Below are 26,725 nucleotides of genomic sequence, written 5' to 3' on the forward strand. Positions count from 1 at the left end.
CTCGTTCAGGGATTCGCCGGAATCCGCGCGACGCCGCTCATGCCCGCGACGAGATCCTGGGGTGCGCCGTCGAGTTGCGCTTCGAGTTCGACCGTCTGCGCGACCGCATCGACGCGCGCGTTGACCGCGCTCACGTGCGCCGGATAGGTCTTGCCGGTTTCGTGAATCGTTATGTCGAGCCGGCTGCCCGAACGCAGCCTGACGAGCAGCGCGGATGGCACGTTCAGCCGCACCTTGAGGGCGCCGTCGCTGACCAGGTCTACGATCGGCGTGCCCGCGCTGACGGTCTGATACGGCTTGACATACACCTTCGCAATGCGTCCGCTGAACGGTGCGATCACCTGGCAATAGCCGAGCTGCGCTTTCGCGAGCGAGAGCGCGCCCTTGGCCTTCTCGACATCGGTGGAAGCCATCGCAACCTCGATGTCGCCTGCCGCCTTCAGTTCGCGCAGGCTGCGCTTGGCGGCGAGATTCTGGTTCGCCATGTTCAGTTCCGCCTTCGCGACGCTCGCGCGGGCTTGTACTTCGGCGCAGTTCATCTGCGCGATCACGGCGTTCTTCGCGATAGGCTTGCCGAGCGACGCATGCAGATCGGTGACGGTGCCGTTCATCTCGCTCGACAGCGTGGTTTCGAGACTGGGCGCGAGCAGCACGCGGATCGCGTTGGGATCGTCGAGACCGTCGCCCGCAGGCTTCGCGGCCTGCGCGAGCGGCAGGACGAACAGCAAAAGCGCGGCCGCGCGCCGGATGCGATCAGCGCACGGATAGGGCATCGCTCGCTCCGGCGGGCTGGGCGACAAGCGGTTGCGCGATTTCAGGCGCGGGCGGCGACATCTGTCCGAACGGCGCGAGCGGCGCGGCCGAATCGGGTGCGGGAAGCCTCGGCAGATACTCTTCCTGCCGCGTCATCGTGCGCTTGATTTCCAGCGCGAGCGTATCGACGTCGTCTTTCGCGATGGCGTCGGGCATGACGTCGTAGCCGAGCGAGTTGTAGAGCCGTCCCCACGCCGACTGGCAGTCGGAATACGCCGCCTCGCGCAGATAGCGCGACAGCAGATAACGCCCTTCGGCGCGGATCACTTCCAGCTCGGACCCGATCGACGCCGTGCGGGCGGCGTTGGCGTAGTCGAGCAGGTCGTGATCGACGCGCAGGCTGTCGTCGGCGAAGTTCAGTTCCTGCAACGCGAGCTGATAACGCAGCGAGCCGATGCGCACCTGCGTGAGAATCGCCATCGAAAGCGCCATGCGCCGCAGGTTGTCGGTCTGCTCCTGCGAGGCCGCCTGCTCGTTCAGCGCGGGCAGTTGCAGCAGGCGGAACAGGTTCAGCGACACGCGCACGCCCACCGCCGCCCAGTAGTTGTTGTAGAGATAGGTGTTGGAGTCATAGTTCACGTTCATGTCGATGCCGATGTTCGGCCACAACTGCGCCTTCGCGATCTTGATGTCGTTCTCGTTGACCCGCTTGCGATACCACTCCTCCATGATCTCCGGGCGGTTCTGCAACGCGATCAGTTCGAGCGTCGGCTGCGGCGTGGACAGGGGCGGCAATGGCAGCGCGCCGTCGTTGGTGTCGGCGAGCACGAGCGGCGTGCCGGGCGGCAGCGACATCAGCGCGACCAGTTCGGCCTGCGCGAATTCCAGATCCTGCCGGCGCACGGTCAGGAGCGAGATGGCGTCGAGGAGCGCGCGCTGATAGGCCAGCACGTCCTGCCGTGGCATCAGCCCCTTGTCTTGCGCCTCGTGCGCATTGCGCAGCGCGGCCTGGGTACGCGCGATCAACTGATCGACCTCGGGCTTCAGGCGCTGCGCGGACAGCGCGCGCCAGTAGGCGTTGCGCACGTCCTGAAGCACGTTCTGCGCGACCTTGCGGCGGCGCTCCTCGGCCATCAGCATCTGATCCGACCGTTGCTGCGTGCGGTAGTACGCCATGCCGAAGTCGATCAAATTCCACGTCATGCCGAGCGACACGAGTTCGTGATAGCGCTGCTCCGAGGTAGACGGCCGCAAGCTCACCTGCCGATCCTCGATGCCGATCGAGGTGCCGCCCGAGTCGTTGCTGCGATACGAATAGCCCGCCGAGGCCACCAGTTGCGGCAACAATGCATTGGTCGAGACATCGCGCAGATTCGCGGCGAGCGCGCTTTCCATCAGCTTGAGCCGGTAGTCGAGGTTGTATTTCAGCGCCCGCGCGGAGGCCTGATAGAACGTGATGGGGCCTTTGACCGGCTCCTGCGCGTCGTACATGGCGAGCTGGTCGGTGACGACGCGGTCGCGAATCTGATCGGTCGTCGCGGGTTGCGGCTGAAGGGACGAGCAGCCCGCGAGGACGCACAGCGCGAAGGCGGTCGCGGCTCCGGACAGATGCGGCTGATGTCGTGGCATGGCGCGAATCCTCGTTCGAGAGCTAGCGACTGGCCGTTCTGCCGCGCATGGCGGGCAGCTTGCGCGCGGCTTCATGCAATTGCGACCCGAAAGCTTGCGCGGTCTTTGCCGGCGCCTTTTCGACGGGCGGATGCATGCCGTCCGTCAGATGGCTCGCGAGCGCGGCGAACACCGAAGGATCAGCGAGCAGGCCGTCCGCATCGAGGCTCACGCGTCCGTGACGGCCGAATATCCACGCTTCATCGAAGGTGCTCGCGAGCTGACTGTCGCGCACCGTGCGGCCGACGAACTCGCCGGGCTGAAGCTCGGGCATCGTGCGGGACGCCAATGACACATCGGGTTCGAGCGGCCAGCCGATCTGGCTGCCGTCCGCCTCGCGCGAGCGCTCGGTCGCACGCACGGCATCCGCCTCGACGACGGGCGTCACGAACACAGTGGGCACGAAGTTCTGCTCCGTCTGCAAATTGGCCGTGGTCGCGAGTGCCTCGTTCCAGTACGGGCCCGCGCCTGCTGGCGGAATATAGGGCGATGAGATATCGAGGTGGATCACCAGCGCGGCTTGCGCGGTCGCGCCTGCGGTGTCGCTCACGGTGTAGGTGAACGTGTCCTGCAGCACCTGGCCGAGTCCGGCCGCCGCCAGCACTTGCGGGTTCGTCAGATCGATCGCGTAGGTGTACGTGCCGTCCGCGTTCAGCGTGAGCGTGCCGTAGCGGCCCGCCAGCGCGTGCCCCGGCGTAGCGGTGGCGCCGGTTTCCGACTGCACGCCGGCGACGTCGAGATGATCGTTCGCATCGACATCGCCGTCATTGGGGAGCACGTTGCCGCGTGCCTGAGGCGCGGGCGTCTGATCGCTCGCGGCGTTGCTGTCGTCGTGCGGGGCGGGCGTATCGTCGGCGCCGTGGATCGTGACCGTGAGCGTGGCCCGCGAGTTCGCGCCCGCCGTATCGCGCATCTGGTACGCGAATGTTTCGGTGAGCGTGTCGCCGTTCGTGCGCAGCGCCTGCACGGCCGCATTGGCGTTGTCGACCACATAGTCGTAGCTGCCGTCCGCCTTCACGATGAGCGTGCCGTATTGCCCGGCGAGCGCCTGTCCCGCTTCGGCGCTGCCGCCCGCTTCGTTCGCGATGCCGACGACCTGTTTCGTCTCGCCGTTGGCCGCGCTGTCGACATCGGTATCGTTGGCGAGGACGTTGCCGGTAGCATTGCGTCCCGGCGTGCCGTTGCTCACGCCGCCGGCTTCGATCGCCGTGCTGCTGTCGTCGTGGGCGACGGGCGCGTCGTCGCGCCCGTCGATGGTAACGCGCAACTGCGCCGTGCCCTGCGCGCCGAGCACATCCTCGCTCGTATAGGTGAACACGTCCTGCAGCGTCTGGCCGCTCGTGCGCAGCGCCTGCACGGTGGCCGATGCATTGTCGAGGGCATAGCGCCAGGTGCCGTCGGCGTTCATCGTCAGGGTGCCGTACGCGCCTTGCAGCGGCGTGCCGACCGCGCCGCTCCCGCCCTGCACGGCGCTCACGTGGATGGCGTCGCCGTCGGCGTCGGAGTCGTTGGCGAGCACGTTGCCCGACGGATCGATGCCTGGCGTCGCGTTGTTCACGCCGCCTGCTTCGACGGCGGTTGCGGTGTCGTCGCGGGCGACGGGCGCATCGTTGCGTCCGCGCACGACGATCGTGAGCCGCCCGAGGTCCGTCAGATCGTCGCGATCCCGCACCCGATACGTGAAGACATCGTCGACGGTCTGCAGCGGACCCAGCGCGATGACCGTCGGATTTGTCGCATCCACGCGATAGAGATAGGTGCCGTTCGCGCCGATGAAGAGCGTGCCGTACTGCCCTTGCAGAATCGTGGCGTCGACGCTGCTGCTGCTGCCCGGTGCGATCGCCGACAACGGCACGGCCGCGGCCGGGCCGCCTGCGCGGGCCGCGTTGCCGCTGAGCGAGTCGTTCAGGTCGACGTCGGTGTCGTTGGCGAGCACGTTGCCGACGGCGTCGAACGCTCTGCCGTTGCCGATATTCGCCGAAGCGAGGGCGAAATCGTCGTGGGCGACGGGCGCGTCGAAAGCGCCGCGAATCTGCACGGAGATCTGCGCCGTGTCGGCAGCGCCCGCTGCGTCGTGCATGCGATAGGTGAAGGTTTCCTGCACGCTCTGGCCGATGATCAGGCTCTGCACGGCCGGCAGGCTGTTGTCGACGACGTAGGTGTAGCTGCCGTCCGGGTTGATCGTGAAGGTGCCGTAGGTGCCTTTGACCGAGGTCGCGCCCGCGACGGCGGCGAAGCTGCCCGGCGAGGCCTCGGCGCCGGCCCGCACGCCATCGATGGCTTTGGTGTCGCCGGCGTCGACGTCCGTGTCGTTGAGCAGCACGTTGCCGGTCGGATCGACGCCCGGCGTCTGGTTGAGCGTGCCGCCGGCTTCCAGCGCGCTCGCCACGTCGTTTTGCGCGACCGGATTGTCGTTCCTGCCGGAAATGACGATGTTCAGCTCCGCCTGCGCCGGCGCGCCGTGCGAGTCGGTGACCGTGTAGGTGAAGCGCTCGGTGAGGGTGTCGGTCGCGAGCCGCAGCGCCTGCACGTTCGGGTTGGCGTTGTCGACGACGTATTGCCACGCGCCGTTCGCGCCGAGCGTCAGGCTGCCGAATGCGCCGCGCAGCGGCTGGCCCGGCACGCCCGCCGTGCCCGCGCCCGCCGAAGCGCCCGTGCGGATCGCCGTCACCGTCAGCGGGTCGTGCTCGGGATCGCTGTCGTTGGCGAGCACGTTGCCCGATGGATCGACGCCCGGCGTGCCGTTGTTCGCGCCGCCTGCTTCCACCGCGCGGCCGGTGTCGGTCTGAGGCGTCGGCGCGTCGTTCACGCCGCGCACGGTGATGACGAGTTGCGCCTGATCGGTTAAGCCGCTCGTATCGACGATCCGGTACGTGAAGGTTTCGGTGAGCGTCGCGCCGGCCGCGAGCGCGCGCACCGCCGCATTGTTGCTGTCCACCGCGTAGTCATACGCGCCGTTCGCGCCGATGCGGATCGTCCCGTACAGGCCCGCGATGCTCGTGCCGTTCGCGGCGGTCGTGCCCGCCGCGACCGCCGTGAGGCTGCCGCCCGCCGCTTCTGCGCCCGTTCGGACGCCGTTCACCACGAGCAACGTGTTCGGATTGTCGGTATGGTCGACGTCCGTATCGATGCCGTTGCCGCCCGGCTGCGTCGTCGTGCCGGGGCGGCTCGCCTGCGTGATGACATTGCCGGTCGCATCGACGGGATTCACGCCGGTGCTGGCCGAACCGGCGCTCGTCGCGCCCGCGTCGTCGCTCGCGACGGGATTGTCGTTCGCGCCGTGCACCTCGATGCGCAACTGGGCGAGATCGGAGAGCCCGCCCGCGTCCGCCAGCGCGTAGGTGAACGTATCGACGAGCGGCGCATCGGCGGGCACGAGCGCCTGGACCTGCGCGTTGCTGTTGTCGATGGCATAGCGATACGAGCCGTCCGCGCCGATGATCAGCGTGCCGAACGCGCCCGCGATGCTCGTGCCATTGCCGCTCGTCGTGCCTGCGGAGACCGTCGCGAGCGGCGCGTCGACCGCGCTTTCGGGCCGATTCGTGATGCCCGTCACGCGATGCGTCTCACCGTTTGCCGCGCTGTCGACGTCGGTGTCGTTGACGAGCACGTTGCCCGTCGCGTTGCTGCCGGGCGTGCCGTTCGCGACGCCGCCCGCTTCGGTGGCCGACCCGGTGTCCTCGACGCCGATGGGCGTGTCGTTCGCGCCGTGGATCGTCACGGTGAGCGTCGTGCTGGCGCTCGCGTTCGCGCTGTCGTTCACGAGATAGGTGAAGCGCTCGGTCAGCGTCTGGCCGGAGAGCCGCAGCGCCTGCACCGCCGCATTGGCGTTGTCGACGACATACTGATAGCCGCCGTTCGCGCCCAGGCTCAACGTGCCGTACAACCCGGCGATGACGCCGCGCCCCACGTTCGGCAGAAAGATGCTCGCGCCGCTCTGGTTGCTCACCTGCACGACGCGCAGTGCGTCGCCGTTGGTGGCGATATCGACGTCCGTGTCGTTGTTGAGCACGTTGCCGGTCGGATCGACGCCCGGCTGCGCGTTGGCGTTGCCGCCGGCCTCGGTCGCGCTCGCTGCATCGGGGACGGCCACGGGGGTGTCGTTGACCGCCGTCACCGTGATCGGCAGCGTGCTGATGGCGATGCGCGCATCGGCCGCTTCGCCGGGAATGCCGTTGCCGTTGAAGTCGCCGAAATTGCCGCGGTCGTTGGTGCTGACCGTCAGCGTATCCGGGCCGTTGAAGTTCGCGTTGCCGAGATATTGCAGGTTCGCGAGCGCGCTGTTGAGCGAAGCGAGCGTGCCCGTCAGCGTGAGCGTCGCGGTGTGATCGCCCGATTCGGTGACGCCGGCGGGCAGGGCGCTCAGGAAGAGCGTGCCGTGCAGCACGTTGAGCGCGACCTGAAGCGTGCCGCCGCCCGCGTCCACGTCGCTCACGGCGACGCCCGCGAGGCTGAGCGTCGTGTCTTCGAAACCGGTCGGCGATGCGGGCAGCGTGTTGACGGGCGCATCGTTCTGCTCGACGTAGCCGGCATTCGCGCTCGCCGTGCCGCCATCGGCGAGCGTGAAGCCGATGGTGCCGAGCGGCGTGGCCGTGTCGCTGTCGATGCGCACCGCGAGCGCGCCGACCGGCTGCGGATACGTGATCGCGCCCGTGGGCGCCTGAATGCGATAGACGCCGAGCGGCAGCACGCCGAATGCGTAGTGTCCGTTCGCGTCGGTGGCGGCGGTGTAGACGAGGTTGTCGGCGGTGGTGGCGAGGTTGCCGTCCACACCCGCCCACGTCAGCGTGACGGTCTGTCCGGCGAGGCCGGGGCCGTCGGGCGTCGCCGATGCCGTCGCGGATGCCGTGTCGTCCCACAAGGTGCCGCTCACCAAGCCGAGTCCCGCCGCGCTCGTGCGCACGTAGGTGTTGGGGCTCGTGCCCGCGCCGGTGCGCTCGCCGTCCGCCGTGCCCGCGACGCCGACGCCCGAGCCGCCCCAGCTCGTGAAGCTGTCGGGCAGGCTGGTCCACATGAGCGTCGCGTTGGTCGGAGCGATGGGCGCGGCGTTGGGTGCATCGGCTGAATAGAACACCTGCACCTGACTGTTCACCGCGAGTTCGGCGAAGGTGACGCGAAGGCCGTTGCTCGTGTCCACCGCCGCGCCGATGCCCGCGAGCTGCGCCGCCGTGTAGGTCGTGCCGTTGAGCACGAGACGGTCGAACGTATAGCCGGTCGCGCCCGTGAAGCTGTCGGTGAGCACGACGTCGTAGGCCGGTGACGTGCCGCTCTGCGTGAAGCGCACGTCGACCTGAGCCGTGCCGCCATTCGTGCCGACGCCCGGATCGAAGCCGTAGACCTGCTTCTGCACGCCGCTGAAATTCGGCTCGACGATATCCTCGCGCACCGTATCCGCGGTCGACAGCAGGTTCGTGCCGGAGCGGTCGACGGCGCTCATCGTGAGCGCCGCGCCCGCGACATTGGATGCCTGATTGGCCACGCGCGTGTTGAATTCGAGCGAGATGCCTTCGAGGTCGGCGTCGTTGTCCGGGTTGACGATGTTGCCGAGCCGGAACGTGATGGTCTCGTTGCCGTTGGCATCGGTGACGACGCTGATGTTCGCCGCGTTGAGCACGCCCGTGGGCGCGGCGCCCGACAGGTCCGGCGTGATCGGCAGCGCCTCGGGGCTGGTTTCGTTGCCGGTTTCGTTGAGCGTGCCGCCCGTAACGAGACTGGTGAGGTCCGTCGTGATGCCGTTGTTCGAGATGAACACGATGCGCGCCGTGCCATCGTTGATGAAATGCAGGCCGTTCTGCAGCGTGATTTGCAGCGAGTAGTCGTTGGTCGCGCCCTCGGCGAGCAGCGAGACCACGCGATAGCGGACCACTTCGCCCACGGCGACGCTCTCGTCCGATGCGTCGGTGGGCGAGGGCGCGGGCGTGTCCGCGAGGCCGCCCACGCGCGAGATCCTCACGACCTGCGCGACCGGCACCGTGAGCGTCGCGCTCGTGCGGTAGTCGTTGAGCGCGCCGCCGTTGAGCAGACCGTCCGCGCCCGTGCGCTCTCCGGCGGGATCGGCGCTGGCCGATGTGGTGCCGTCGAGGCTCGTCCACTGAACCGTCGCGGTGTTGTCGAAGGACGGCACGCTCGCCGCCGACGCGAGCACCGTTCCCGAGACGCGGATCGTTACGCTGCCGCCCTTCGCGATGTCGACGTTCGCGCCCGCTGCCGTGCGCAACTGGCCGCCCGCCAGTTCGAAGTCCGGGCCGCCGTGGTTGGTCGCGCCGTTCTGGTAGGTGACGCCGAGGATCGCCAGATTGCCGAGCTGCGCGGGAAGCGTATCGAGAAAGCCCACATCGAACGCGTTGAAATCGGTCGCGGCCGCGCCGTTGCCGATCGTGATGTCGTACTCGACCGTATTGCCCGCGTCGACACCGAAGCGCGGCAGCGCGGGCGTCGTCTGCGTGACCTGCAGCGTCGGCTCGCGGATCACGACGGTCGGCGCCGCGCCGCTCTGCGCGACGCTGCGATCGAGCGCGGCCGCGCCGTTGGGCGTGTCGCCGTCCGGGTCGCTGTAGACCAGCCGGCCGGGATCGGCGAGCGTCACGCCCGCCTGATTGCCCGTCGTGTTGCTCGCCACCAGATGCACGCGGATCACGAAGGAGTCGTTCGCGCCGATGTTGTCGGCGTTCGCGCCCGCGCTCGCGAAGGTCAAGCGCGCGCCCGCGCCGTCCGCGCCCAGTTGGCCCGACAACGCCGCGAGGCTCGCCACGCTCACGCTGCCGTTGAAGTCCGCCGCGAGCGCGGCGCTGCCCGCGGCGGTCGTGATGATCTGATAGCCGAGCCCGCCATTGAAGCTCGTGTCGAGGCGCAGGCCGGCGGGAATCAGGTCGTCGACGCGCAGATTGCGCGTGCCGCCTTCGGGCAGCGTCACCACGATGTCGTAGGTCATGCTCTCGCCGATCACGAGGTCGCTGCCGGTCGTGTGGCTCGCGCTCGAATCGGCGTCGTCGAGCGTGCCGCCGCCGTATTGCACGCTGACGGTGGGCGCGGCGATCTGCTCGTTGGCCGTGTCGGCGAGATCGGTCGGCGTGAAGTCCGTGCCGCCCTCGACGCTCGCGTAACGCGTGAGCGCGGCGCTCGTCTGCAGCGTGCTCCCCGCGGCGATGCCGCCGATGACCGTCGCATCGTAAGTCACGACGACGACATTCGTGCCCGCCTGATCCGCCGTCGTGCCGGCGCGCCCGGCGACGAGCGTCGCGACGCCGCCTGCGTCGAGGAAGGTGATCGTGTTGCCGCTGACGCTGTAGTCCACGCCCGCTGTGAGTCGCGTGCCGTCGCCGCGATAGATGGCGAGATCGGCTGCCGCGAGACTGCCGCCGACGAACTGAAGGCCGCCGGGCAGCGTGACCGTGGTCGAGGCGTCGAACGCGCCGCCTCCGCCCGTGTTCTTGATCGCGGTGGCGAGACGCACGATGTCGCCGCCGTCGATGCCGCTCACGTTGCCGTCGACGGCGGCGACGTTTGTGACCGAGCCCGCGAAGGGCACGCCCGCACTGCCCGGCGCATTCCAGGTTCCGGTCGTGCCGGACACGGTGCCCTCGCTGCTCGACACGACGCCCTGCCGGATATCGAGCACCGGTTCGGCGACCGATGCGACCACGGCGACATCGGACGATACGAGCGGCGTGTGCGCGATCGTCGTGACCTGGTTCGATTGCGCGAGCACGTCGAAGGAGCGCTGATCGGCGTAAGGCTGATCGCCCACGCGCATCGTGAAGAGAATCTGGATGGTGCTGCCGCCTGTGGCGCCCGTCGCGAAGCTGCCGAAGTCGAACACGAGCGAGTTGCCGCTGCCTTCGGTCACGCTGACCAGGCTGCCCGCGTTCGTATTGGCCGCGCCGAAGCTCCACTGGCCGACACCGCTTCCCTGCGTCCAGTTGATGCCGGTCGCGTTCAGGAGCGGCAGCGGCAGATAGGCCGCGAGCGAGAACCGTTCGTAGTCGCCCGTCACGAGGTCGTAGCGCAGGCTGAAGGTGACGACGTCGCCCGGATTCAGCTCGCCGCTCGCGGGCGGCGTCGTTCCGTTGACCGTGACGAGCGCGATATCCACGTGACCCGTGGGCACCGTGCTCGTCGTCGATGAATCGTCGCTCACCGAGCCGCCCGTCAGATTGAGCCGGTCGAGCAGCAGCGTCGCGGCGACGGTCGCGTGATTGCCGAACGAATCGCCCTCGTTGATGTCGCTCTGCGTGTAGTTGCTCGCGTAGCGCTGGCCGACCACCGCGAGATAGTCGATGCGCGCCGTGGTCGCGCCCTGCCGGCTGCCATCGGAGATGATGTCGCCCGCCAGCGCGCCGGGCTGCAGCGCGCGCGCCGTCGCAATCGACGCGCCGATGTCGAAGGCGAGCGTGGTCGTGCCGTTCGCGTTGACGGTGCGCGTCGAGACGAGCGCGATGGTGCGCGTGACGCCGTCCTGCGTGTAGGTGAGCGTCGGGGTGCCGGTGAGCGTCTGGCCGTCGCCGAGCTGGTCGGTCACGATGAACTGTCCCGCGCCGAGTTGCGTCTTGCCGAGCGCGAAGTAATCGGACAGCGCGACATCGAGGGAATAGGCGAGCGTATCGCCGGGCGTCGCGCCCGCCGTGCCGGTGTCGGTTTGCTCGCTGACCTGCTTCTCCAGCGTCGCGGCCTTGGCGACGAAGGTCGTGCCGGTGCCGTCGGCCGAGCCGGAGAATGCGACGCTCGTATTCGGCGGCGTGAGATCGCGCGGATCGAGCGGCACCCACTGGCCGCTTCCCGATGCCGTGCCGAACGCGATCGTCACCGGCGCGCCCGTGGTCGGATTGATCACGCTCGCGCCGGACGCATCCGTTTGCGGCACGTAAAAGCTGACCACCGTATCGACCGAACCGCTGAGACTTGCGTATTCCACCGAGTACGAACGGATGAACACGGTGTCGCTGTTGATCGCCGCATTGATGAGCGCGGCATTGGTCAGCACCGACCCGTCCTGCAACGTGAGCGACGTGATCGTGCCGCCCGCGCCCGGCGTGATCGCGGTGATTTGAACGTTTGCGGGGACGTCCTGATTGATGACCACATCGGTGAGCGTCTGCCCGGTCGCGGCGGTCGCGGTGACGGTTTCCGTGCGCGCGAAGTTCGGGCCGGTGGCGGTCTCGCCTTCGGGCGTATTGACGGTCTGCTTCAGCGATACGACCGTCGGATGCACGGTGAAGTCCTGTAGCGCAGTCTCGATGATCGTCGGGTCCGTCGTCGGATTGTCGAGCGAGTCGTTGCCGAACTGGAATGCGCCGCGCGCGCCGATCGTCAGGTCGGGGCTGCTGTTGGAGAACGCGGTGTCGGCGAGATTGCTCAACTGCGCGTTGATCTGCACCGTGATCGCCGGCTGGCCCTGCGCGACGCTCGCGAACGGCAGTTCGAGCACAACGAGTTCGTCGCCGGGGCGCAAGCCGTAGGTGGCGGCGTTGACGACGAGCGCGTTGCCGCTCGCGTCCTTCGCGAGCGGATGCACCGCCCGGCCGTTGGCATCGAATGTGATGGTGAAGGCCGTGACCGCCTGGCCGAGATAGCTCGCGGAGACGAACGTGACGCCATCGTTGCCGTCGCGGCCCGTGGAGGGCATCAGGAGGTCCACATAAGGGCCGTATCCGACCTGGCTCGACGTGTTCGTGAAGGAGACATCGAAGGAGAACTGATTGCCGAGCAGCACGCTCTGCGTCGCCGTCGCGAGCGCGACCGTGGGGCTCGCGTCGGCGAGCAGGTGGTCATAGTGCGCGAGCGCGTAGGCGGAGAGCGCGATCGGCTTGTCGAGCGTGCCGCTCGTTACTTCGAGCGTCCAGTCGCCGCCGAGCGCGGCGCTGCCGGTTGCGTCGTCGGATGCGCCGACGGTTGCGCCCGTCGTGCTTGCGAGCGTCTGCACGAGCGACTTGCCGGCCGCGCCCGCGCCGATGTCGCAACCGTAGAGCTCGATGTCCGCGTCGTGGCCCAGATGGCTGCGCCACGTGCCGAGCGCATCGGCCATCTGTACGAGTGTCGTGCTCGTGAAGGTCTGGTTGCCGAGCGTGAACTGGCCGGCCGCGCCGTGCGAGAAGATCTGCACCGAGTCCGCGTGGCCCATGCCGGCGAGGGCGGCCGTGATCGCGCCGATCGCATCCTGCCCCGGCTGAACGACGAGCACCTGCGTGCCGGGCGGCTTTTGCGCAAGCAGTTCGCTGCCGTTCTCGACGCGGCTGTCCAGTACCACCAGGTTACGTGGCGCGACCGGCGCTGCCGCTGGCGCCGAGGCCGTTGCCGTGCCACTGCGCGCGTCCGGTGCTGGAGCGACTTCGGGCGCGGCTGCGGCATGGGCGGAATCGGCATGATGCTGGTAATCGGCGGCCGATGCGGCGGCGCCGTCGAACAGGATGCGCTGTTCGAGCGCCAAGGCCTGGCTGCGCGGCCGCAGATGAAGGGCGCCATTCGACGAACACGGGAAGTCGGCCATTTTCGCCTCGCAGATGCCTGCTGAATTGAAAGCGCTCCCCGGAGTTCATTCTTCGACTTTCAGAGACACGGCGAATTTCGATTTACGAAACGAAATGGGCGCGTATTTCTATTTTCTTCGAAATGCATCTCGTTCTTTCGAATGAATTGGTATACGTAAATATATAAAGGACGGCTCCGAACGCAACACGCGGCTAGAGATTTTTTCGATTTTTTCGCGCCGCGTTGCAGCAATCGGTCAGTCGCGATGAGGAGGGAGGGGGCCGAAGAAGATTGCTTTGAGTCGATCTCGGCCGAATGCCCGGGAGAGCTCCGCGATCATGCAATAGTTGAAGATCAGGGTGACGAGCAGAATCTGTATGGCCCAGAAGCGCGACCAGTTGATGCCGGCCCACAGCTCGTGATTTGCGGCGATGAGGTTGGGCGCGTCCTTCCAGGAATCGTACAGGCGCTCGAGGTAATGAACGACGAGTGCCACGAGCGCATACATCAGCGTCTTCCAAGAGACGTTCCAGATCAGCGGCTTCTCGGGGAAACGGTTGATGAACGGGAGCATGTCGGCAACCAGCACCGACTTGCCGAGAATGAGCGACGCAAAAAGGACCGATGCCGACGACTCCATCGAAATCCCGGTGCCGCGAATCATCAGCGCGCGGATCAGTACAACGATATGCAGAATCACAAAGAAGAAGATCGTAGGCGGCAGCGCCTTGATGAGTTCATGTTTGAGTTTTGCTGCGACCGTGCTCATGATGCGAACCTCCCAATGTTTCCCGGCGCCGGCAGAGTCGTCGTAAGCCTTGCTTTTGAACCAGCCATTCAAGAGATTGAAGCGTCACGGGTCTATTGCTACGTGATTTTCATAGTTTAAAACGAATATATTCTCGCCAGTGCTTTCCATTATCGATTGAAGGTCGATGAACGCCCGCTGGCCGCCGCGATCAATCGCAAATTCCCAGACCTGCGCTGCTTATCTATACGACAGGGGTTTCGAATGACAGCATTCGTGGATCGTCCGGCTGTGTTGTTCGTCGTTCTTCTGGCGTTGTTCGTCGGCGCGGTGGCAGTCGGCGCGTTAGTTTTACGACGCCTTGCTTCGCTCCCGGCGGAAGACCACGAAGACTTCAACATCATTCAGACGTCCACGCTGACCCTGCTCGCACTTCTGGTCGGTTTCAGTCTTTCGATGGCAGTGAATCGGTACGACCTCCGCAAAACTTTGGAGGAAAGCGAAGCCAATGCTATCGGCACTGAGTATTCGCGCGCTGACCTCGCCGATGTTGTCGTGGGCGCGCAGATCAAGTCAGCCTTGATCCGGTATGCGAAGCTTAGATTGGCCAACTATAGGACGCGAGAGCGCGATGAACTCGCAAAAATCAACCGCGATACTGCGAATGTCGAGACGGAACTATGGCAACTCGCGACGCGGGTGGCGAAAATGCAACCGACACCCATCGGTGCGCTGGTTGTCTCCGGCATGAACGACGTTCTGAATTCCCAAGACTACTCGGAGGCCGCCCGCATCAATCATATCCCGCTAGGCGCGTGGTACCTGATGATCGTCACCGCGCTGCTCGGTTGCGTTTTGCAGGGCTATGGGGCAAAGGGCAGCCTGCGAAGGGGACTACTCATCACGATTCTACCAACCACAATCGCGTTGTCGCTCGCGCTCATCGCGGATATCGACAGCCCGAAAGGTGGAATGATCCACATCGAGCCCCGAGATCTCACAAGACTGATAACTTCTCTTGAACCATAAAATAACGTGGGAAAAAAGCAGTGCGAGATGGGTGACGCTCGCTTCGGCCAAAGCTTTCGTCGCGCGTTAATCGTCGGAACGGAAATAATTCTTGCCAACCGCTCGTGGAAGCGATATCGCTTCGACGTGCAGGTGTCAGCTGTTGTCTGGCTCTCCAGCAGCCGTTGGTCCAATACGCGGATGATTAGCTTCAATGTGTGGTGCGTCTTTCGACAGTCTAGGGCGACGAAAATGAACCTTGGAGCATGTTTCACGTAGGTGGCAAGACCGTTGGCGCGCGAACGTTCGACGAATGGCATAGAAAAGACGTTGGTCGCGTGCTGGTGAACCTGTTCGAAACGGCTGTCGTGCAGACGATGGGGCGTCCCGCGCAGACGTGTGTGACCGCCGGATTCTGTGGCAAGGCGCTTGCGATCGAACATGACGGCGAAGTCTTGGAGCGACAAGGAAGCACGGGGAGACTGGATATGCTTCACTGCAGATTGTCGATCTGGGCAATGGCGCTTTGCATTTCGGTCGTGTTCACGGGGTCGCAGGCGGCAGAACCGGCCGCCCCCGCATCGGCGCCGGTCGCCGCCAGTGTGCCTCCCGAATCTTCCGCCCCGCCCGCTGAGCCGAAAGGTGATCCCCGGCAACTGAGCCTCACGAACAAGCCCTGGACGGGCGACTTCGATGCCATGCTCGACCGGCGCATGATCCGCTTTCTGGTGCCCTACAGCCGTACCCTTTACTTCGTCGACAAGGGACGCGAGCGCGGGCTTGCTGCCGAGCTGGCGCGCGACTTCGAACGCTACGTCAACAAGAAGTATGCGGCCCAGTTGAACAAGCGGCCGCTCACCGTCTATCTCATTCCGACGACGCGTGACAAGCTGCTGTCGTCGCTCAATGATGGGCTAGGCGACATCTCTGCGGGCAACCTGACCGCAACCGACGAGCGCCTGAAAATCGTCGATTTCATCGCGCCGCGCGATCGCAAACCTGTGCGCGAGCTCGTAATCACCGGACCGAACGCGCCATCGCTGGTCAAGCTCGACGATCTCGCTGGCAAGGAAGTCTTTGCCCGGCGTTCGTCGAGCTACTACGAGAGCCTGAATGCGCTCAACGAGCGCTTTCGGAAGGAAGGCAAGGCGCCGATGCGGATCACGCCGCTGCCGGAAGCGCTCGAAGACGAAGATGAGATGGAGATGCTGAACGCCGGGCTGCTGGGCATAGTCGTGGTCGACGACTGGAAGGCGCGTCTCTGGGCTCAGGTGTTGCCGCGCGTTAAGGTGCATGAGGATCTCTCCGTTAGCGACGAAGGCTATCCGGGTTGGGCGATACGCAAGAACAGCCCGCAACTGCAGGCGGCACTCAATGACTTCTACATCAACTTCGTGAAGAAGCAGGGCGTGTACGAGTACCGTCTCGCGCAGTACATGAAGAAGATCAAGCAGATCCGCAACAACGCCGGTGACGCCGAACAAAAACGCTTCCAGCAGACGCTAGAACTTTTCGAGAGGTACGGCACGCAATACGGCTTCGATCCTCTGATGCTCGCTGCGCAGGGCTTCCAGGAATCGCAACTGAATCAGCAGGCGCGCAGCCATGTAGGCGCAATCGGCGTCATGCAGCTCATGCCGGCGACGGGCAAGCAGATGGCGGTGGGGAGCATCTCAGTGACGGAGGCAAACATCCATGCCGGCGCGAAGTACATGGATCAGCTGATGACGAAGTACTTCAAGGACGCGAAGTTCAGCGAGACCGACCGTCCGCTATTTGCGTTCGCGAGCTATAACGCGGGTCCGGGCAACATCGCGAAGATGCGTCAGCTCGCCGCGCAGCGCGGCCTCGATCCCGACAAGTGGTTCAACAATGTCGAGATCGTCGTGGCCGAGAAGATCGGCATCGAAACGACCACTTATGTACGCAACATCTACAAATACTATGCGGCGTACAGGCTGATCGTCGATGCGCAATCGGCGCGCGATAAGGCGATGGAGGGGCTGAAAAAGCAGTGAAACGCGAAGCCCGTTTGACGTTGAGGCCAGCGAGGTCGCGGTAGCCGCGTCGCGTCTTCGAAAGGCGGTTGCGCATTCAAGACCGGTCGGCCGATTGCTCAAAGGGCGAATGGCGGAGATGGGTCGAAAAGCGCCTATCGCGTCGCCAGACAAGCATGCGCTGTTATCGCAATCGCACCGCCTTCCTGGACAAAACTGCCTCTACGCGCGCTCGACGCGTGCTTGGGCGCGACCTATTCATTCGGCCGCGATTCGGCGGGAACGGGCAACTTGCCGGGGCAGGGCACATGCGCCGGCGGCGTGCCCGGACAGTTCACGGCGTGCCGGCAGTGGAGCGCGCGTCTGAAATACGACAACGGCGTGGTGGGCGCTTCGGCGGTCTATGACGAGCAGCGTGGGGCGCCAATGCAGCCGCGAATTTCTTCGATGGGGTGACGCCTACGGATCACGTCGAGCGGCGACAAGGATACGCGTATCGAAGCGAATGCGTGGGCCATGGTCGGGGCATTCAGAACCGGCGCGGGATGGATCGCGCGTACGCTCACCGGTCCGCTTGTCGCGCGCGTACGCGCGAATCTGTTTTACGCAGGCGGCAGTTATCAGGCGACGCCTTCGCTCATGCTAGACGGTGTGGTGTACCGGATGATAAGGCGATGAGAGAGTTCGGGCCGATTCCGGCAGTTCGCGGAGGCAGACGACTGGCCGGGCGCACATCGACTGACTTCCGATTGCCGACTCTCCCCAGCTGCAACTGCCTACGATACCGCAGCAATCGCTCGACTTCGACAGACCCAAGCCGCACGAGGTAGAGCGATAAGCGACACGGGAGGAGGAGAGAAAGGTCCTTCTGGCCCAGATTGCTCGGCGAATTGAATGTCGATGAGATCAGCCTCAACCGAACTTTACGGAGCCAGGGTTCCGAAGAACAACCGTCCGGAAACGGGACCAAGGTTTGCTGCACAGTCCCCGCACGGGAGACGATCATGCGCAGACTTCTCAGCATTTTGACACTCGCAGCGGCCTTCTCTGGATGCGTTGCGGCTCCGCCATACGGATACAGCGATTCCGCATATGGTCCCGCGCCGGGCCCCAAGGTCGGGGTGGGCGTGGGAGTGGGTACGGGCAGCTTCGGGTCCGGAGGGGGTGTTGGCGTCGGTGTCGGGTTCTGAGAGTCGAACTCGCACGACGAAGTCTGCCTGCCGTCGCCTTTCTCCCAGCGGTTCCGCGCAAGTGACCCGGCCGTCGCAAGAGCATTGAAGTTAAAAACGCCGCCGCGATGCAATCCGCAACAGCATTGCCTGACTTCCGAGAACCGGTTTAAACCCATTTGATTACACATAAGTCATTCGCCGAGTTCTTGGGCGTACTTGAGGCCGGCGGCGAAATCCGTCACTCGCTGCAGGCCTTGCCAGATGGTTTTGACTCCGGGTTCGCCGTCGCCTTTGCGCGCCAGGAATCCGCCGAGCATGGCGACCAAGCGCACGACCTCATTCAGACGCGGTGAGTTCTTCGGCGGTTTCTTCTTGTTGAGAATGAATGCCGCGCGCCATTCATCTCGCTCGAACAAGAGCGCTGCATCCAGGTCCGGGCAAGTTCGACCGAGTCGCATCAACCGAGCAATGCGCCATGCCACCACCATGAACAGCGCCAAGGCACGTTCAAGCCGTGCCATCGATGCGAGTTGCAACGCCTCGACCCGACAGCCGTTCTTGAGCACATGAAAGAATAGTTCCACCTCCCAGCGCGCGCGGTACCAATCAATAAGCTGCGCTGCCGCCTCCAGGTCGTTCACATCGCGGTTACTCAGCAGGCGCCATTCGATCGGCTTGACGCCTGCCGGCGGGTCGACCTCGCGGGCGACGATGCAAGTAGCACTCACCACGCCGCCTGCAGCATCAGTCAACGCAACCCGCTGCGCCCACACCTGCTGCCGAACCGCGCGCGCAGGCTGAGCCTGACGGGCTGCCAGCGTAAAGTGAATCCTGCCCGCCGGCTCACCCGCAGTCACTTGGTCCCACAGCTTGCCGCCGTCAGGCAAGGTGCGATTGTGCTGCGAGCGCAGTAACCAATCCGCCGGGTGGCCCAACTCCTTTGCTTTGACCATCAGCGCCATGATGTCCGATTCCCGGTCAGCCACATAAACCAGTCGCGTGGCAGGCAGTGCGGCCGCTTGTTCGGCAACCCTCTCATATCCTTCGGTCCAACGGGTGCTTTCCTTGATGCCGGGGCGCACACCGTCCGCACCCTTCGGCTCGCGCGCCCACATGTACGCGTCAAGCACGCCCAGCGGTTCGCGCGATGGCGTCACCGCGTAAGTCGGGTGCAGATACAGCCCGCGTTGCGCCTCATACGACAGCGGTCCCAACCCTGTGATGGTCTGACCGTTAAAGTCCAACTGCGTGGTGTCCTGGATGCATAGCACTACTTCGCACGCCCGCATTCGTTCGGTCGAACTCTGCCAATGTGGCGCCATGATGTCGCGCCAGTCCAACTCATCTTGCGACAGGAAGCGGTACGCTGCTGCCGTTTCCGCCCAGCCGCCGCATGCGTTGGGTATGCTTGCCGTCGGCTTCTCCGCCAGCCGCTCAGCCAATAGCACGGCACGCTTGTTCAGGCGTTGGTCGCCCAAATCGATGCCCTTGAGTTCTGCCGCTGCCCAGCTCGATTTCTCTTGCGTCATGTGCCGCCCAAAATGCAAGAGTTAACGCCAGTCCGAAAGAGTTTACAACCCCACCCGCTATGTCATTGACCGTAAACGACTTTTCGCGGCGTGCCACCGTCGCGACTTATGTGTAATGAGGTGGTTTAAACCACCTACTTTCATCCCTGCGAGATTTGCTGACATTCTGTTTGGAACCAATAGTCGACGAGTCGCTGCGCCGCTTGTAAATCATCAGGGTAGTACGGATCGTCGTACCACGGCGACGGGTCGTAGCCTGCTTTCCTCAGTGCGCCCAGTTCGGTTTGATGTTGCGCCATCGTAGGAGACGCGTTGCTTCGAAGCGCAGCCAGGTCACGACACTCTGTCGGGCTCAGGTGCCGTCCGGTGTACGGCATGCCACCGACGGCACAGCCGCTGAGAAGAAGAACCGTGGCGCAAAGCGCTAACCGGCGTCTCTGAAGTTCGTTCACGATTTAACTCAGCCAAAACGATCAAGCTAATAACAGCGAATGAGCGAGGTTCGCAAGCAGGCCGGCGGGCCCGGGATACACTGCAACGCAGCCGGCATCCCGCAACGACTGCTCGGGAAAGGCTCCGGAAAGGAAGCCGATCATGCGCAGGCCTGTCTTCGACGCCGCCTGCGCGTCGTAGGGCGAGTCGCCAATCACGATCGCGCCGTCGGGCGGCACTTCAAGCTTCTGCAGGGCGACTTCGAATACATCCGGTGCAGGTTTAGACTGTTCGACATCTTCCGAGGAGACCGTCACGTCGAGTAAATCGGTGATGGCCGCGATCTCGAGATATACCTCGAGCTCATCTTTCTTCGCCGATGAGGCGACGGCGAGTTTCACCCCCGCCTCGCGCAGTTTTCCCAGAAGTTCGGGCACCGCTGCGAACGGCCGCACCATCGACAAATAGTTTTCCTTGAAGTGTTTTCCTCTCCAGGATTCGAGCTGTTTGCCATGGTCTCGCAGTTCAGCGTCGGACAGAAAGACCGGCATCAGATTATCTCCGCCCTTACCGATTTGACTGCGCGCCTGTTCGAAGCTGACGTCATGTCCGAAACGAGTGAAGGCCTCATGCCAGGCCAACGCATGGAGATCGACCGAGTCAATCAGCGTCCCGTCGATGTCGAAGATTGCAGCGAGTGGCATAGGGCCTCCGTGGATCAAGGCGTTATGCAAAGCGCGTACCAGCTCACTCTTCTAGGATAGGCAATCCGCCTGCTCCCGGCACGGCAACTGCGAGGATTGCGCGCGGTGCTATCCTGCATCTTGCTCGTTGATCCTTTGTTAGTCGCTCGCCTCACGTCCGTTGATCACGCGGACCAGCGTATTGATAAGCTGAATTCACTGGCTGCGGTCGTTGTCGCCAAGGAGAAGCCCATGCCGGCCCGCTCAATCGCCTCGCTTTCGCTGTCCTTTGGACTGGTCTCGATTCCGGTCAAGCTCTATTCAGCGACCGAAAGTGCCTCTGATGTCCGCTTCAACCTGCTTGGACCCGACGGCTCGCGCGTGAAGCAGCAATACGTGTCAGAAACCACGGGGAAGGTGGTGGAGCGCGCCTCCATGCAGAAGGGCTATCAGTTCGAGCGTGACAAGTACGTGGTCTTCACGGCGGACGAGTTGAAGGCGCTCGAGGAGAGCGCTAGTCACGTGGTCGAAATTGTCTCCTTCGTGCCCGAGAAGTCAGTCGATCCGGTTTTCTATGACAAGGCCTACTTCATCGCGCCGGACAAGCGTGGCGGGAAGCCGTACAGCCTCCTGCAAGAGGCACTCGCCCGGACCGGACGATGTGCGCTCGCCAAGTGGTCCTACAAAGGGCACACACGGATCGTTCAGGTTCGGCCAGCGGAAGACGGCATGGTCTTTCAGCAACTGCTCTTCGCTGACGAGGTGCGCTCGCTCAGAGAGCTCAACATCGAGCATGTGTCGGTTTCGGACTCAGAACTGAAGCTTGCGATCCAGATCATTGAGCAGGGTGCCGAGGACAACTACGACGCATCAGCCTATGAGGACGAAGAGAAGAAGCGCATCCTCGCGGCGATCGACCGCAAGATCGAGGGCAAGGAAATCGTTGCCCCTGAGGCGCCAGAAGCCGAAGCGGGTGGCGAAGTCATCGATCTGATGGAGGCGCTGCGGGCGAGTCTCGCCAAAACCAGCGCGAAAGCGACGAAGTCTGCGGCCACCAAGCGAAAGACCGCGGCCAAGCCCGTTGAAGAAGTCGCGGAGGTGGTGAGCGTTCCCAAGACCAGAAAGCCTGCCGCGCGCGCTCCGAAGGTTGCTGCGACGGAAGCACCCGCCAAGGTGCGCGCGCGCAAGTGAAGCGAACCCTTTCGCACGATGTGACGCTGTCGAAACTCCAGTCGATGCTGGGCGTGTCCCGGCGCGTGGTCGAAGGACTGATCGAAGCTGGGCTGGTGACGCCGGCGCGCGGCTCGCGCAATGAGATGCGCTTTTCGTTTCAGGATGTCGTGATGCTTCGCACGGCGCTGCAGTTGCGATCGTCCCGCACCTCGCCGCGCAAGATCCGCGAGGCGCTCGCTCGGCTCAAACGTGAGTTGCCCGATACGCTTCCGCTGTCCGGCATCCGTGTGGCGGCAGAGGGTGATTCAATCGTTGTCAAGACCGGGCCATCACGATGGGATGCCGTGACGGGCCAGATGCTGCTCGATTTCGAAGTGGCAGAGGTCAAGGGCGACGTCGTCGTCTTCGACGCGACGCCGGAGCGCAAGAGTGCTGCGGCCGCGCAGGCCCAGGAGTGGTATGAGTTGGCCGAACAGTTGGTGAAGAGCGACCCCGCCGGCGCGGAGCACGGATACCGACGCGCGATTGAGCTGGCGCCCGGGCCCTTCTATTCAGCGTATGTCGATCTAGGGGCCTTGCTCTGCGAGACGGAAGGCCAGTGTCAGGACGCGCTGACTGTCTTCGAAGAAGCCTTGTCGCACTTCCCGGACGATGCCGTTCTGCACTTCAATCGGGCCGTCGCACTGGACATGCTGGATCGGCTCGATGAGGCCAAGCAAGGTTACGAGCGGTGCCTTGCCATCAATCCAGAGTATGCCGATGCGCACCACAATCTGGCTATTCTTCTGGACAAACGCGGAGATAGGCACGGCCTCATCCGGCATCTGAGCGCGTACCGCCGACTGAGTAGCTAACAGCGCGATTTGGAACATGACGAGTTGAGCGCCCGGAGGCACCTTGCTAAGGTTCGCGCTGATGATTTTGTCCTCGGAGTCGGAATGCCACCCACGTCCAGCCTCGCCTTAGCCGAAGAGCATATTCGAACCCGCGCCTATCTCTTGTGGGAAGCCGACGGCTGCGCGCATGGCCGCGACGACCACTACTGGCGCGAAGCCATTGCGCAGCTTCAGGCTGAAAGCATTCAGCCATTGCCGAGTACGCCCGTGGCGCACGAAGTCATCGCAGTCGAAAAAGCTCAGACGACGTCGAGAGCGGGCAAGAGCGTCGGAAAGAAGGCCGCGAAGCATACCGCTGAGGCGGCTGGCAACGCGAAGGCTAAAACCAGCAAGAAGGGCAGCGAGAAGGCCTCAACGAAAGCCGAAGATAAAGTTGCCAGTAAGGCGGCCGAAGCGGTCGATGAGCCCAAGGCCGCAGCAAAAAAATCGAAGACTGCCAAGACAGTGGGCGAGGTCAGCCAGGGTGGAGCGGCGTCGCCTGCGCCCGCGCGAGCGAAGAAGCCTCGCAAGACCGCGTCCAGCGAGTCGAAAGTCTCGGCGCAGCGGTCCGCCGAATAGAACGTGGATCGCGATCTTTCAGCGTGATAGGCGTCACACGCAGTTAAGGGTTGCACCCAGCGTCCGCTTCAGCAGAAATTGCGACTGACGGTTGTGAGTCCGCCCAGAAGATGCGACATGTCGACAAGTCGCTGAGCGACGAGGTGGCGGACCTCGCCTTCGCATTGCCATGTGCCATACACGGCAAGAAGCGCCGCACCCAGGGCTTCCTTTCGTTGCTTCTCGAGGAGCGACGGCCAGATGATCACGTTGACGTTGCCTGTCTCGTCCTCGAGCGTCACGAACATGACGCCTTTGGCTGTGCCTGGCCTTTGCCTCACCGTGACGAGTCCGCAGCCGCGTGCAAGTCGACCGTTCCGATAACTGCGAAGCGTGGAAGCGGGCATGAGTCGATGTTCGAGCAACGTCGGGCGCAGGAGGGAGAGAGGATGGCGCCCCAACGTCAGACCTGCCGCGTTGTAGTCGCTGACGATGTCTTCGGCCTCGGACGGCGCGCCGAGCTCGGGCGTCTCGTCGTCGATCCGGCTGTCGGCAAGGATGTCCCGATCAGGCACGGCTGCAACCGACTGCCAAAGCGCTTCACGTCGATTGCCGGCAAGTGCGCTTAACGCGTTGGCGCCCGCCAACACCTGCAGGTCGTGCCGATCGAGCTGAGCGCGTCGCGCTAAGTCGCTCACGCTTGCAAAGGGCTTCACAGCGCGCGCGTTCTCGATGCGCTCCGCCGCGCCGTCACGCATGCCCTTGAGCAGCGACAGTCCGAGACGAACGACCGGCTTCGCACGATCGGTGCGTCGCTCAAGCACCGAGTCCCAGCCGCTGATCGTGACGTCGATCGGCACGACCTCGACGCCATGACGCTTCGCGTCTTGCACGAGCTGCGACGGCGAGTAAAAGCCCATCGGCTGCGAATTGAGCATCGCGGCGAGGAAAGCTGCGGGCTCATGAAACTTGAGCCAACTGCTCGCATACACCAGCAGCGCGAAGCTGGCCGCGTGACTTTCCGGAAATCCGTACTCGCCAAAGCCCTTAATCTGCTCGAAGATCGCTTCGGCAAATGCAAGTTCGTAGCCGCGCTCGCGCATGCCGTTGACGATGCGGTCGTAATATTGCTGCAGGCCGCCCTTGCGTTTCCACGCAGCCATCGCGCGGCGTAGTTGATCCGCCTCGCCTGGGGTAAAGCCTGCAGCAAGAATCGCCACTTGCATCACCTGCTCCTGAAAGATCGGCACGCCGAGCGTGCGACCGAGCGCCGTCTCCAATTCCGCACTCGGATAGGTCACGGGTTCGATCTTCTGACGTCGCCGCAGATACGGATGAACAGCGCCGCCCTGAATCGGACCAGGACGCACGATGGCGACTTCGATGACGAGGTCATAGAAGGTCCGCGGTTGCATGCGCGGCAACATGCTCATCTGCGCGCGCGACTCAATCTGAAACACACCGACCGTATCGGCCTGCGAGATCATCTCGTAGGTTGCGGGATCTTCTGACGGGATGTCCTGCATTTCGAACCGCTCGCCGCGCTGCTCGGAGACGATATCGAGCGTGCGGCGGATCGCCGAGAGCATGCCGAGCGCGAGCACATCGATTTTGAGAAGTCCGAGGGCTTCGAGGTCGTCCTTGTCCCACTGGATCGCGCTACGATCGGCCATCGCGGCATTCTCGACGGGCACGAGCCGCGTGAGCTTGCCTCGGCTGATGACAAAACCGCCAGAGTGTTGCGACAAGTGCCGCGGAAAATTCAGGATCTCAGCGGCCAGCTTGGCCCACATCACGATGAGCGGGTTCGCAGGATCGAGCCCCGACTCTTCGAAGCGTCGCAGCAGATCTTGCGAGTGATCGAACCATTGAAGGGCTTCGACGGGTCGTGCGGCGTGAGCAGGTAGGTGCCCTTCGCGGCACGCATGCGTCCGAGCGTGATCAGTTCGGACAGTTTGCCGTACCCGTTGCGGTTTTGAGCGAGCAGGATCAGTCCGAACGCCGGGCTTTTGTCCGCATGAACGAGACGGAAGTAAGAGCCAATGATCAGCGGTAGCTTTTCTTCCTTCGCCTGGACGTGCGCGCGCACCACCCGCAAGCGAGCACTCGTCGGTGATCGCCAGACCCGCGTAGCCGAGTTGCATCGCGCGCAGCACGAGCTCTTCCCCGTGCGACGCGCCGTGCAAGAACGAAAAGGAAGGAACCAGCGGACTTCCTCCGTCTTCACGCTCGGTCGTTCACGGTAGATCCAGTAACAGCTTTTATCGGTGGCCTCGGCGACATAGTAGTCGCGCGTCACCAGTTCGCCATCATGCCAGCCTGCTTCGATCCGCTCGCCCGTCGAGACCAGCTTGAGCGGCGAGCCATAAAACGGTCGATGATTCTTGATCATGAGCCGCACAGGCGCGTCGAGCAGCCACGTTGGACGGGGCAGTTCAGCCGGGGCCGTGCACGCTTTCGTCGTGTCCTGGACGGGTACCCATTGGTTCGCAAGCTCAGGTCTATGATCCGATGTCGGCGCGGGCCGCAGCACATTTTCCGCACCCAAGCGAGCGACCAGCAATTCGAGCAGGCGGTTGTGATCCTGCGCGGAACCACCCGGGTCCGGGAAAAGCGAATCGCTAGGCGGCTCAGCGGGCTGTACTTTCGATGCCGTGAGTCGAAGCGCGATGACGGCCGCTTCGAGCTCGACGCGCCCGAGCCGCTCCTTGAGCAGACGGACGAGGTGTTCCTCGTGCCATGTGGGTTCCGCGAGCGCGATGTCGATGACCGTCGGCTCGATCGCCTGGCGTCCGCGCTCGTGTTCGAGCGTGATGGTCGCCTGCGTGAGTGCGAGTTGCTGCGCGCTCAACCATCCGGTTAGCTGCACGATCAGGCGTCGCGCGGAAAAGAGGATCGCCTCAGCGTGCTCGACGCGATCGGGTAGTTCGGTGCGCGCGCTAAATGCGCAGCCCGCCGAGATAGAGCAGGGTGAACAACCATCGGACGCAATAAGCGTGGGCCTTTTCCCGGTCCGTTTGCTTCGGCATCGTCGTCGCGATGAAGTCCTTGACCTCCTGCCACACGCTCGGCTCCAGATAACGGGTGACGCGTGGCGCGGCGTGTCGGGTCCGTTGGCGTGAGAGACAGCGGATTGCCGGCCAGACAGCCGGCCTGCACCAGCCACGAGAACATCACGTTCAAGATGACGGTCGCCTGGCGTTGCTTGGATGGCGAGAGCGGACCGTAGAACGGCCGCCAGCGTGCGTCGCTGCGCGTGAATCAAACTAAGTCCGTCAACTCGGAAAGCTATCGATTGATCGAATACTTTTATGTCCGCATTGGCACATGTATTCGCAATTCGAACGAAATAAAATCATCAATTCGCATGAGTCCGCATTAACTTTGTCAACTCGCATTCTAGACTCCGACTCGCTGATCTAAGTATCTGATCCCATGGAACAATCTAGGAAGCCTCTGGAGCCAATCAGCATCGCCCGGCCGCGCGGCTCGCGTCGGATCGAAACGTTCATTCCGAAGATGAACCGAACGCTGACGCTATATCGTTGCAGTGAGTTGAATTTATGGGTGCGCATTGAGACGGGCCCGACTGTTCGCTCTCTTTGCGAGCGCCCTGGGTATGCTCAGTACGATAAGGATCGGCAGGTAGCAGATTTCCTGGCCGC

The 26,725-nt window shown here is 64.0% G+C and carries 13 protein-coding genes and 3 pseudogenes; 6 read left to right on the forward strand and 10 right to left on the reverse strand.

Annotated features, from left to right (window positions below; genetic code table 11):
* Positions 1–5: 5 nt before the first annotated feature.
* From ACEN42_RS32290 to ACEN42_RS32305, 4 genes are all read right to left on the reverse strand, one after another.
* Complete coding sequence (locus ACEN42_RS32290; protein ID WP_371882762.1) at positions 6–773, reverse strand: efflux RND transporter periplasmic adaptor subunit; 768 nt, start codon at positions 771–773, stop codon at positions 6–8.
* Entirely contained in the window at positions 754–2,382 is a 1,629-nt protein-coding gene (locus ACEN42_RS32295; protein WP_238294651.1) for a TolC family protein, read from the reverse strand. Before ACEN42_RS32295 ends, ACEN42_RS32290 begins: the two co-directional genes overlap by 20 nt.
* Before the next feature lie 22 nt (positions 2,383–2,404).
* On the reverse strand, positions 2,405–12,904 hold the full coding sequence (locus tag ACEN42_RS32300) for a VCBS domain-containing protein (protein ID WP_371882763.1): 10,500 nt from the start codon (positions 12,902–12,904) through the stop codon (positions 2,405–2,407).
* 237 nt (positions 12,905–13,141) lie between these two features.
* Positions 13,142–13,654, reverse strand: coding sequence for a hypothetical protein (locus tag ACEN42_RS32305; RefSeq protein WP_238294654.1), 513 nt, complete (start codon positions 13,652–13,654; stop codon positions 13,142–13,144).
* Positions 13,655–13,897: 243 nt separating this feature from the next.
* On the opposite strand from ACEN42_RS32305, the gene ACEN42_RS32310 reads away from it, so the two are divergent.
* The 3 genes from ACEN42_RS32310 to ACEN42_RS32320 all read left to right on the forward strand — a co-directional run bounded on the left by ACEN42_RS32310 (position 13,898) and on the right by ACEN42_RS32320 (position 17,094).
* On the forward strand, positions 13,898–14,662 hold the full coding sequence (locus tag ACEN42_RS32310; RefSeq protein WP_371882764.1) for a hypothetical protein: 765 nt from the start codon (positions 13,898–13,900) through the stop codon (positions 14,660–14,662).
* Positions 14,663–15,129: 467 nt separating this feature from the next.
* Complete coding sequence (locus ACEN42_RS32315; protein ID WP_371882765.1) at positions 15,130–16,659, forward strand: transglycosylase SLT domain-containing protein; 1,530 nt, start codon at positions 15,130–15,132, stop codon at positions 16,657–16,659.
* A 222-nt stretch (positions 16,660–16,881) separates the two neighbouring features.
* A complete protein-coding gene (locus ACEN42_RS32320; RefSeq protein WP_371882766.1) occupies positions 16,882–17,094 on the forward strand; it encodes a hypothetical protein in 213 nt (70 codons plus the stop codon).
* A gap of 907 nt (positions 17,095–18,001) precedes the next feature.
* Here the strand turns inward: ACEN42_RS32320 and ACEN42_RS32325 are convergent.
* The 3 genes from ACEN42_RS32325 to ACEN42_RS32335 form a co-directional block, all read right to left on the reverse strand.
* The gene (locus tag ACEN42_RS32325) at positions 18,002–19,339 is read right to left on the reverse strand and encodes an IS4 family transposase (protein ID WP_371880870.1); all 1,338 of its coding nucleotides are present in this window, start codon (positions 19,337–19,339) and stop codon (positions 18,002–18,004) included.
* Between the two features lie 140 nt (positions 19,340–19,479).
* Positions 19,480–19,791 (reverse strand): DUF4148 domain-containing protein, encoded by a 312-nt coding sequence (locus ACEN42_RS32330; protein WP_371882767.1) that lies wholly within the window; start codon positions 19,789–19,791, stop codon positions 19,480–19,482.
* Positions 19,792–19,812: 21 nt separating this feature from the next.
* A complete protein-coding gene (locus ACEN42_RS32335) occupies positions 19,813–20,475 on the reverse strand; it encodes an HAD family hydrolase (RefSeq protein WP_371882768.1) in 663 nt (220 codons plus the stop codon).
* Positions 20,476–20,706: 231 nt separating this feature from the next.
* On the opposite strand from ACEN42_RS32335, the gene ACEN42_RS32340 reads away from it, so the two are divergent.
* From ACEN42_RS32340 to ACEN42_RS32350, 3 genes are read left to right on the forward strand one after another with little or no spacing between them, the layout of a single operon-like run.
* Positions 20,707–21,645 (forward strand): Ku protein, encoded by a 939-nt coding sequence (locus tag ACEN42_RS32340; RefSeq protein WP_371882769.1) that lies wholly within the window; start codon positions 20,707–20,709, stop codon positions 21,643–21,645.
* Entirely contained in the window at positions 21,642–22,481 is an 840-nt protein-coding gene (locus ACEN42_RS32345; RefSeq protein WP_371882770.1) for a tetratricopeptide repeat protein, read from the forward strand. Before ACEN42_RS32340 ends, ACEN42_RS32345 begins: the two co-directional genes overlap by 4 nt.
* A gap of 9 nt (positions 22,482–22,490) precedes the next feature.
* Positions 22,491–23,081: a DUF2934 domain-containing protein gene (locus tag ACEN42_RS32350; RefSeq protein ID WP_374191228.1), complete on the forward strand. Its 591-nt coding sequence runs from the start codon at positions 22,491–22,493 to the stop codon at positions 23,079–23,081.
* Positions 23,082–23,149: 68 nt separating this feature from the next.
* Here ACEN42_RS32350 and ACEN42_RS32355 read toward each other — a convergent pair.
* The 3 pseudogenes from ACEN42_RS32355 to ACEN42_RS32365 all read right to left on the reverse strand — a co-directional run.
* Positions 23,150–25,267: pseudogene (locus tag ACEN42_RS32355) on the reverse strand (PHP domain-containing protein).
* A pseudogene (locus tag ACEN42_RS32360) lies at positions 25,258–26,004 on the reverse strand (DNA polymerase Y family protein); the annotation flags it as partial. The pseudogenes ACEN42_RS32355 and ACEN42_RS32360, both read right to left, overlap by 10 nt.
* Positions 26,003–26,315: pseudogene (locus tag ACEN42_RS32365) on the reverse strand (integrase); the annotation flags it as partial. The pseudogenes ACEN42_RS32360 and ACEN42_RS32365, both read right to left, overlap by 2 nt.
* Positions 26,316–26,725 lie beyond the last annotated feature (410 nt).

The organism is Caballeronia sp. S22 (assembly GCF_964261745.1).
GTDB lineage: Bacteria > Pseudomonadota > Gammaproteobacteria > Burkholderiales > Burkholderiaceae > Caballeronia > Caballeronia jiangsuensis.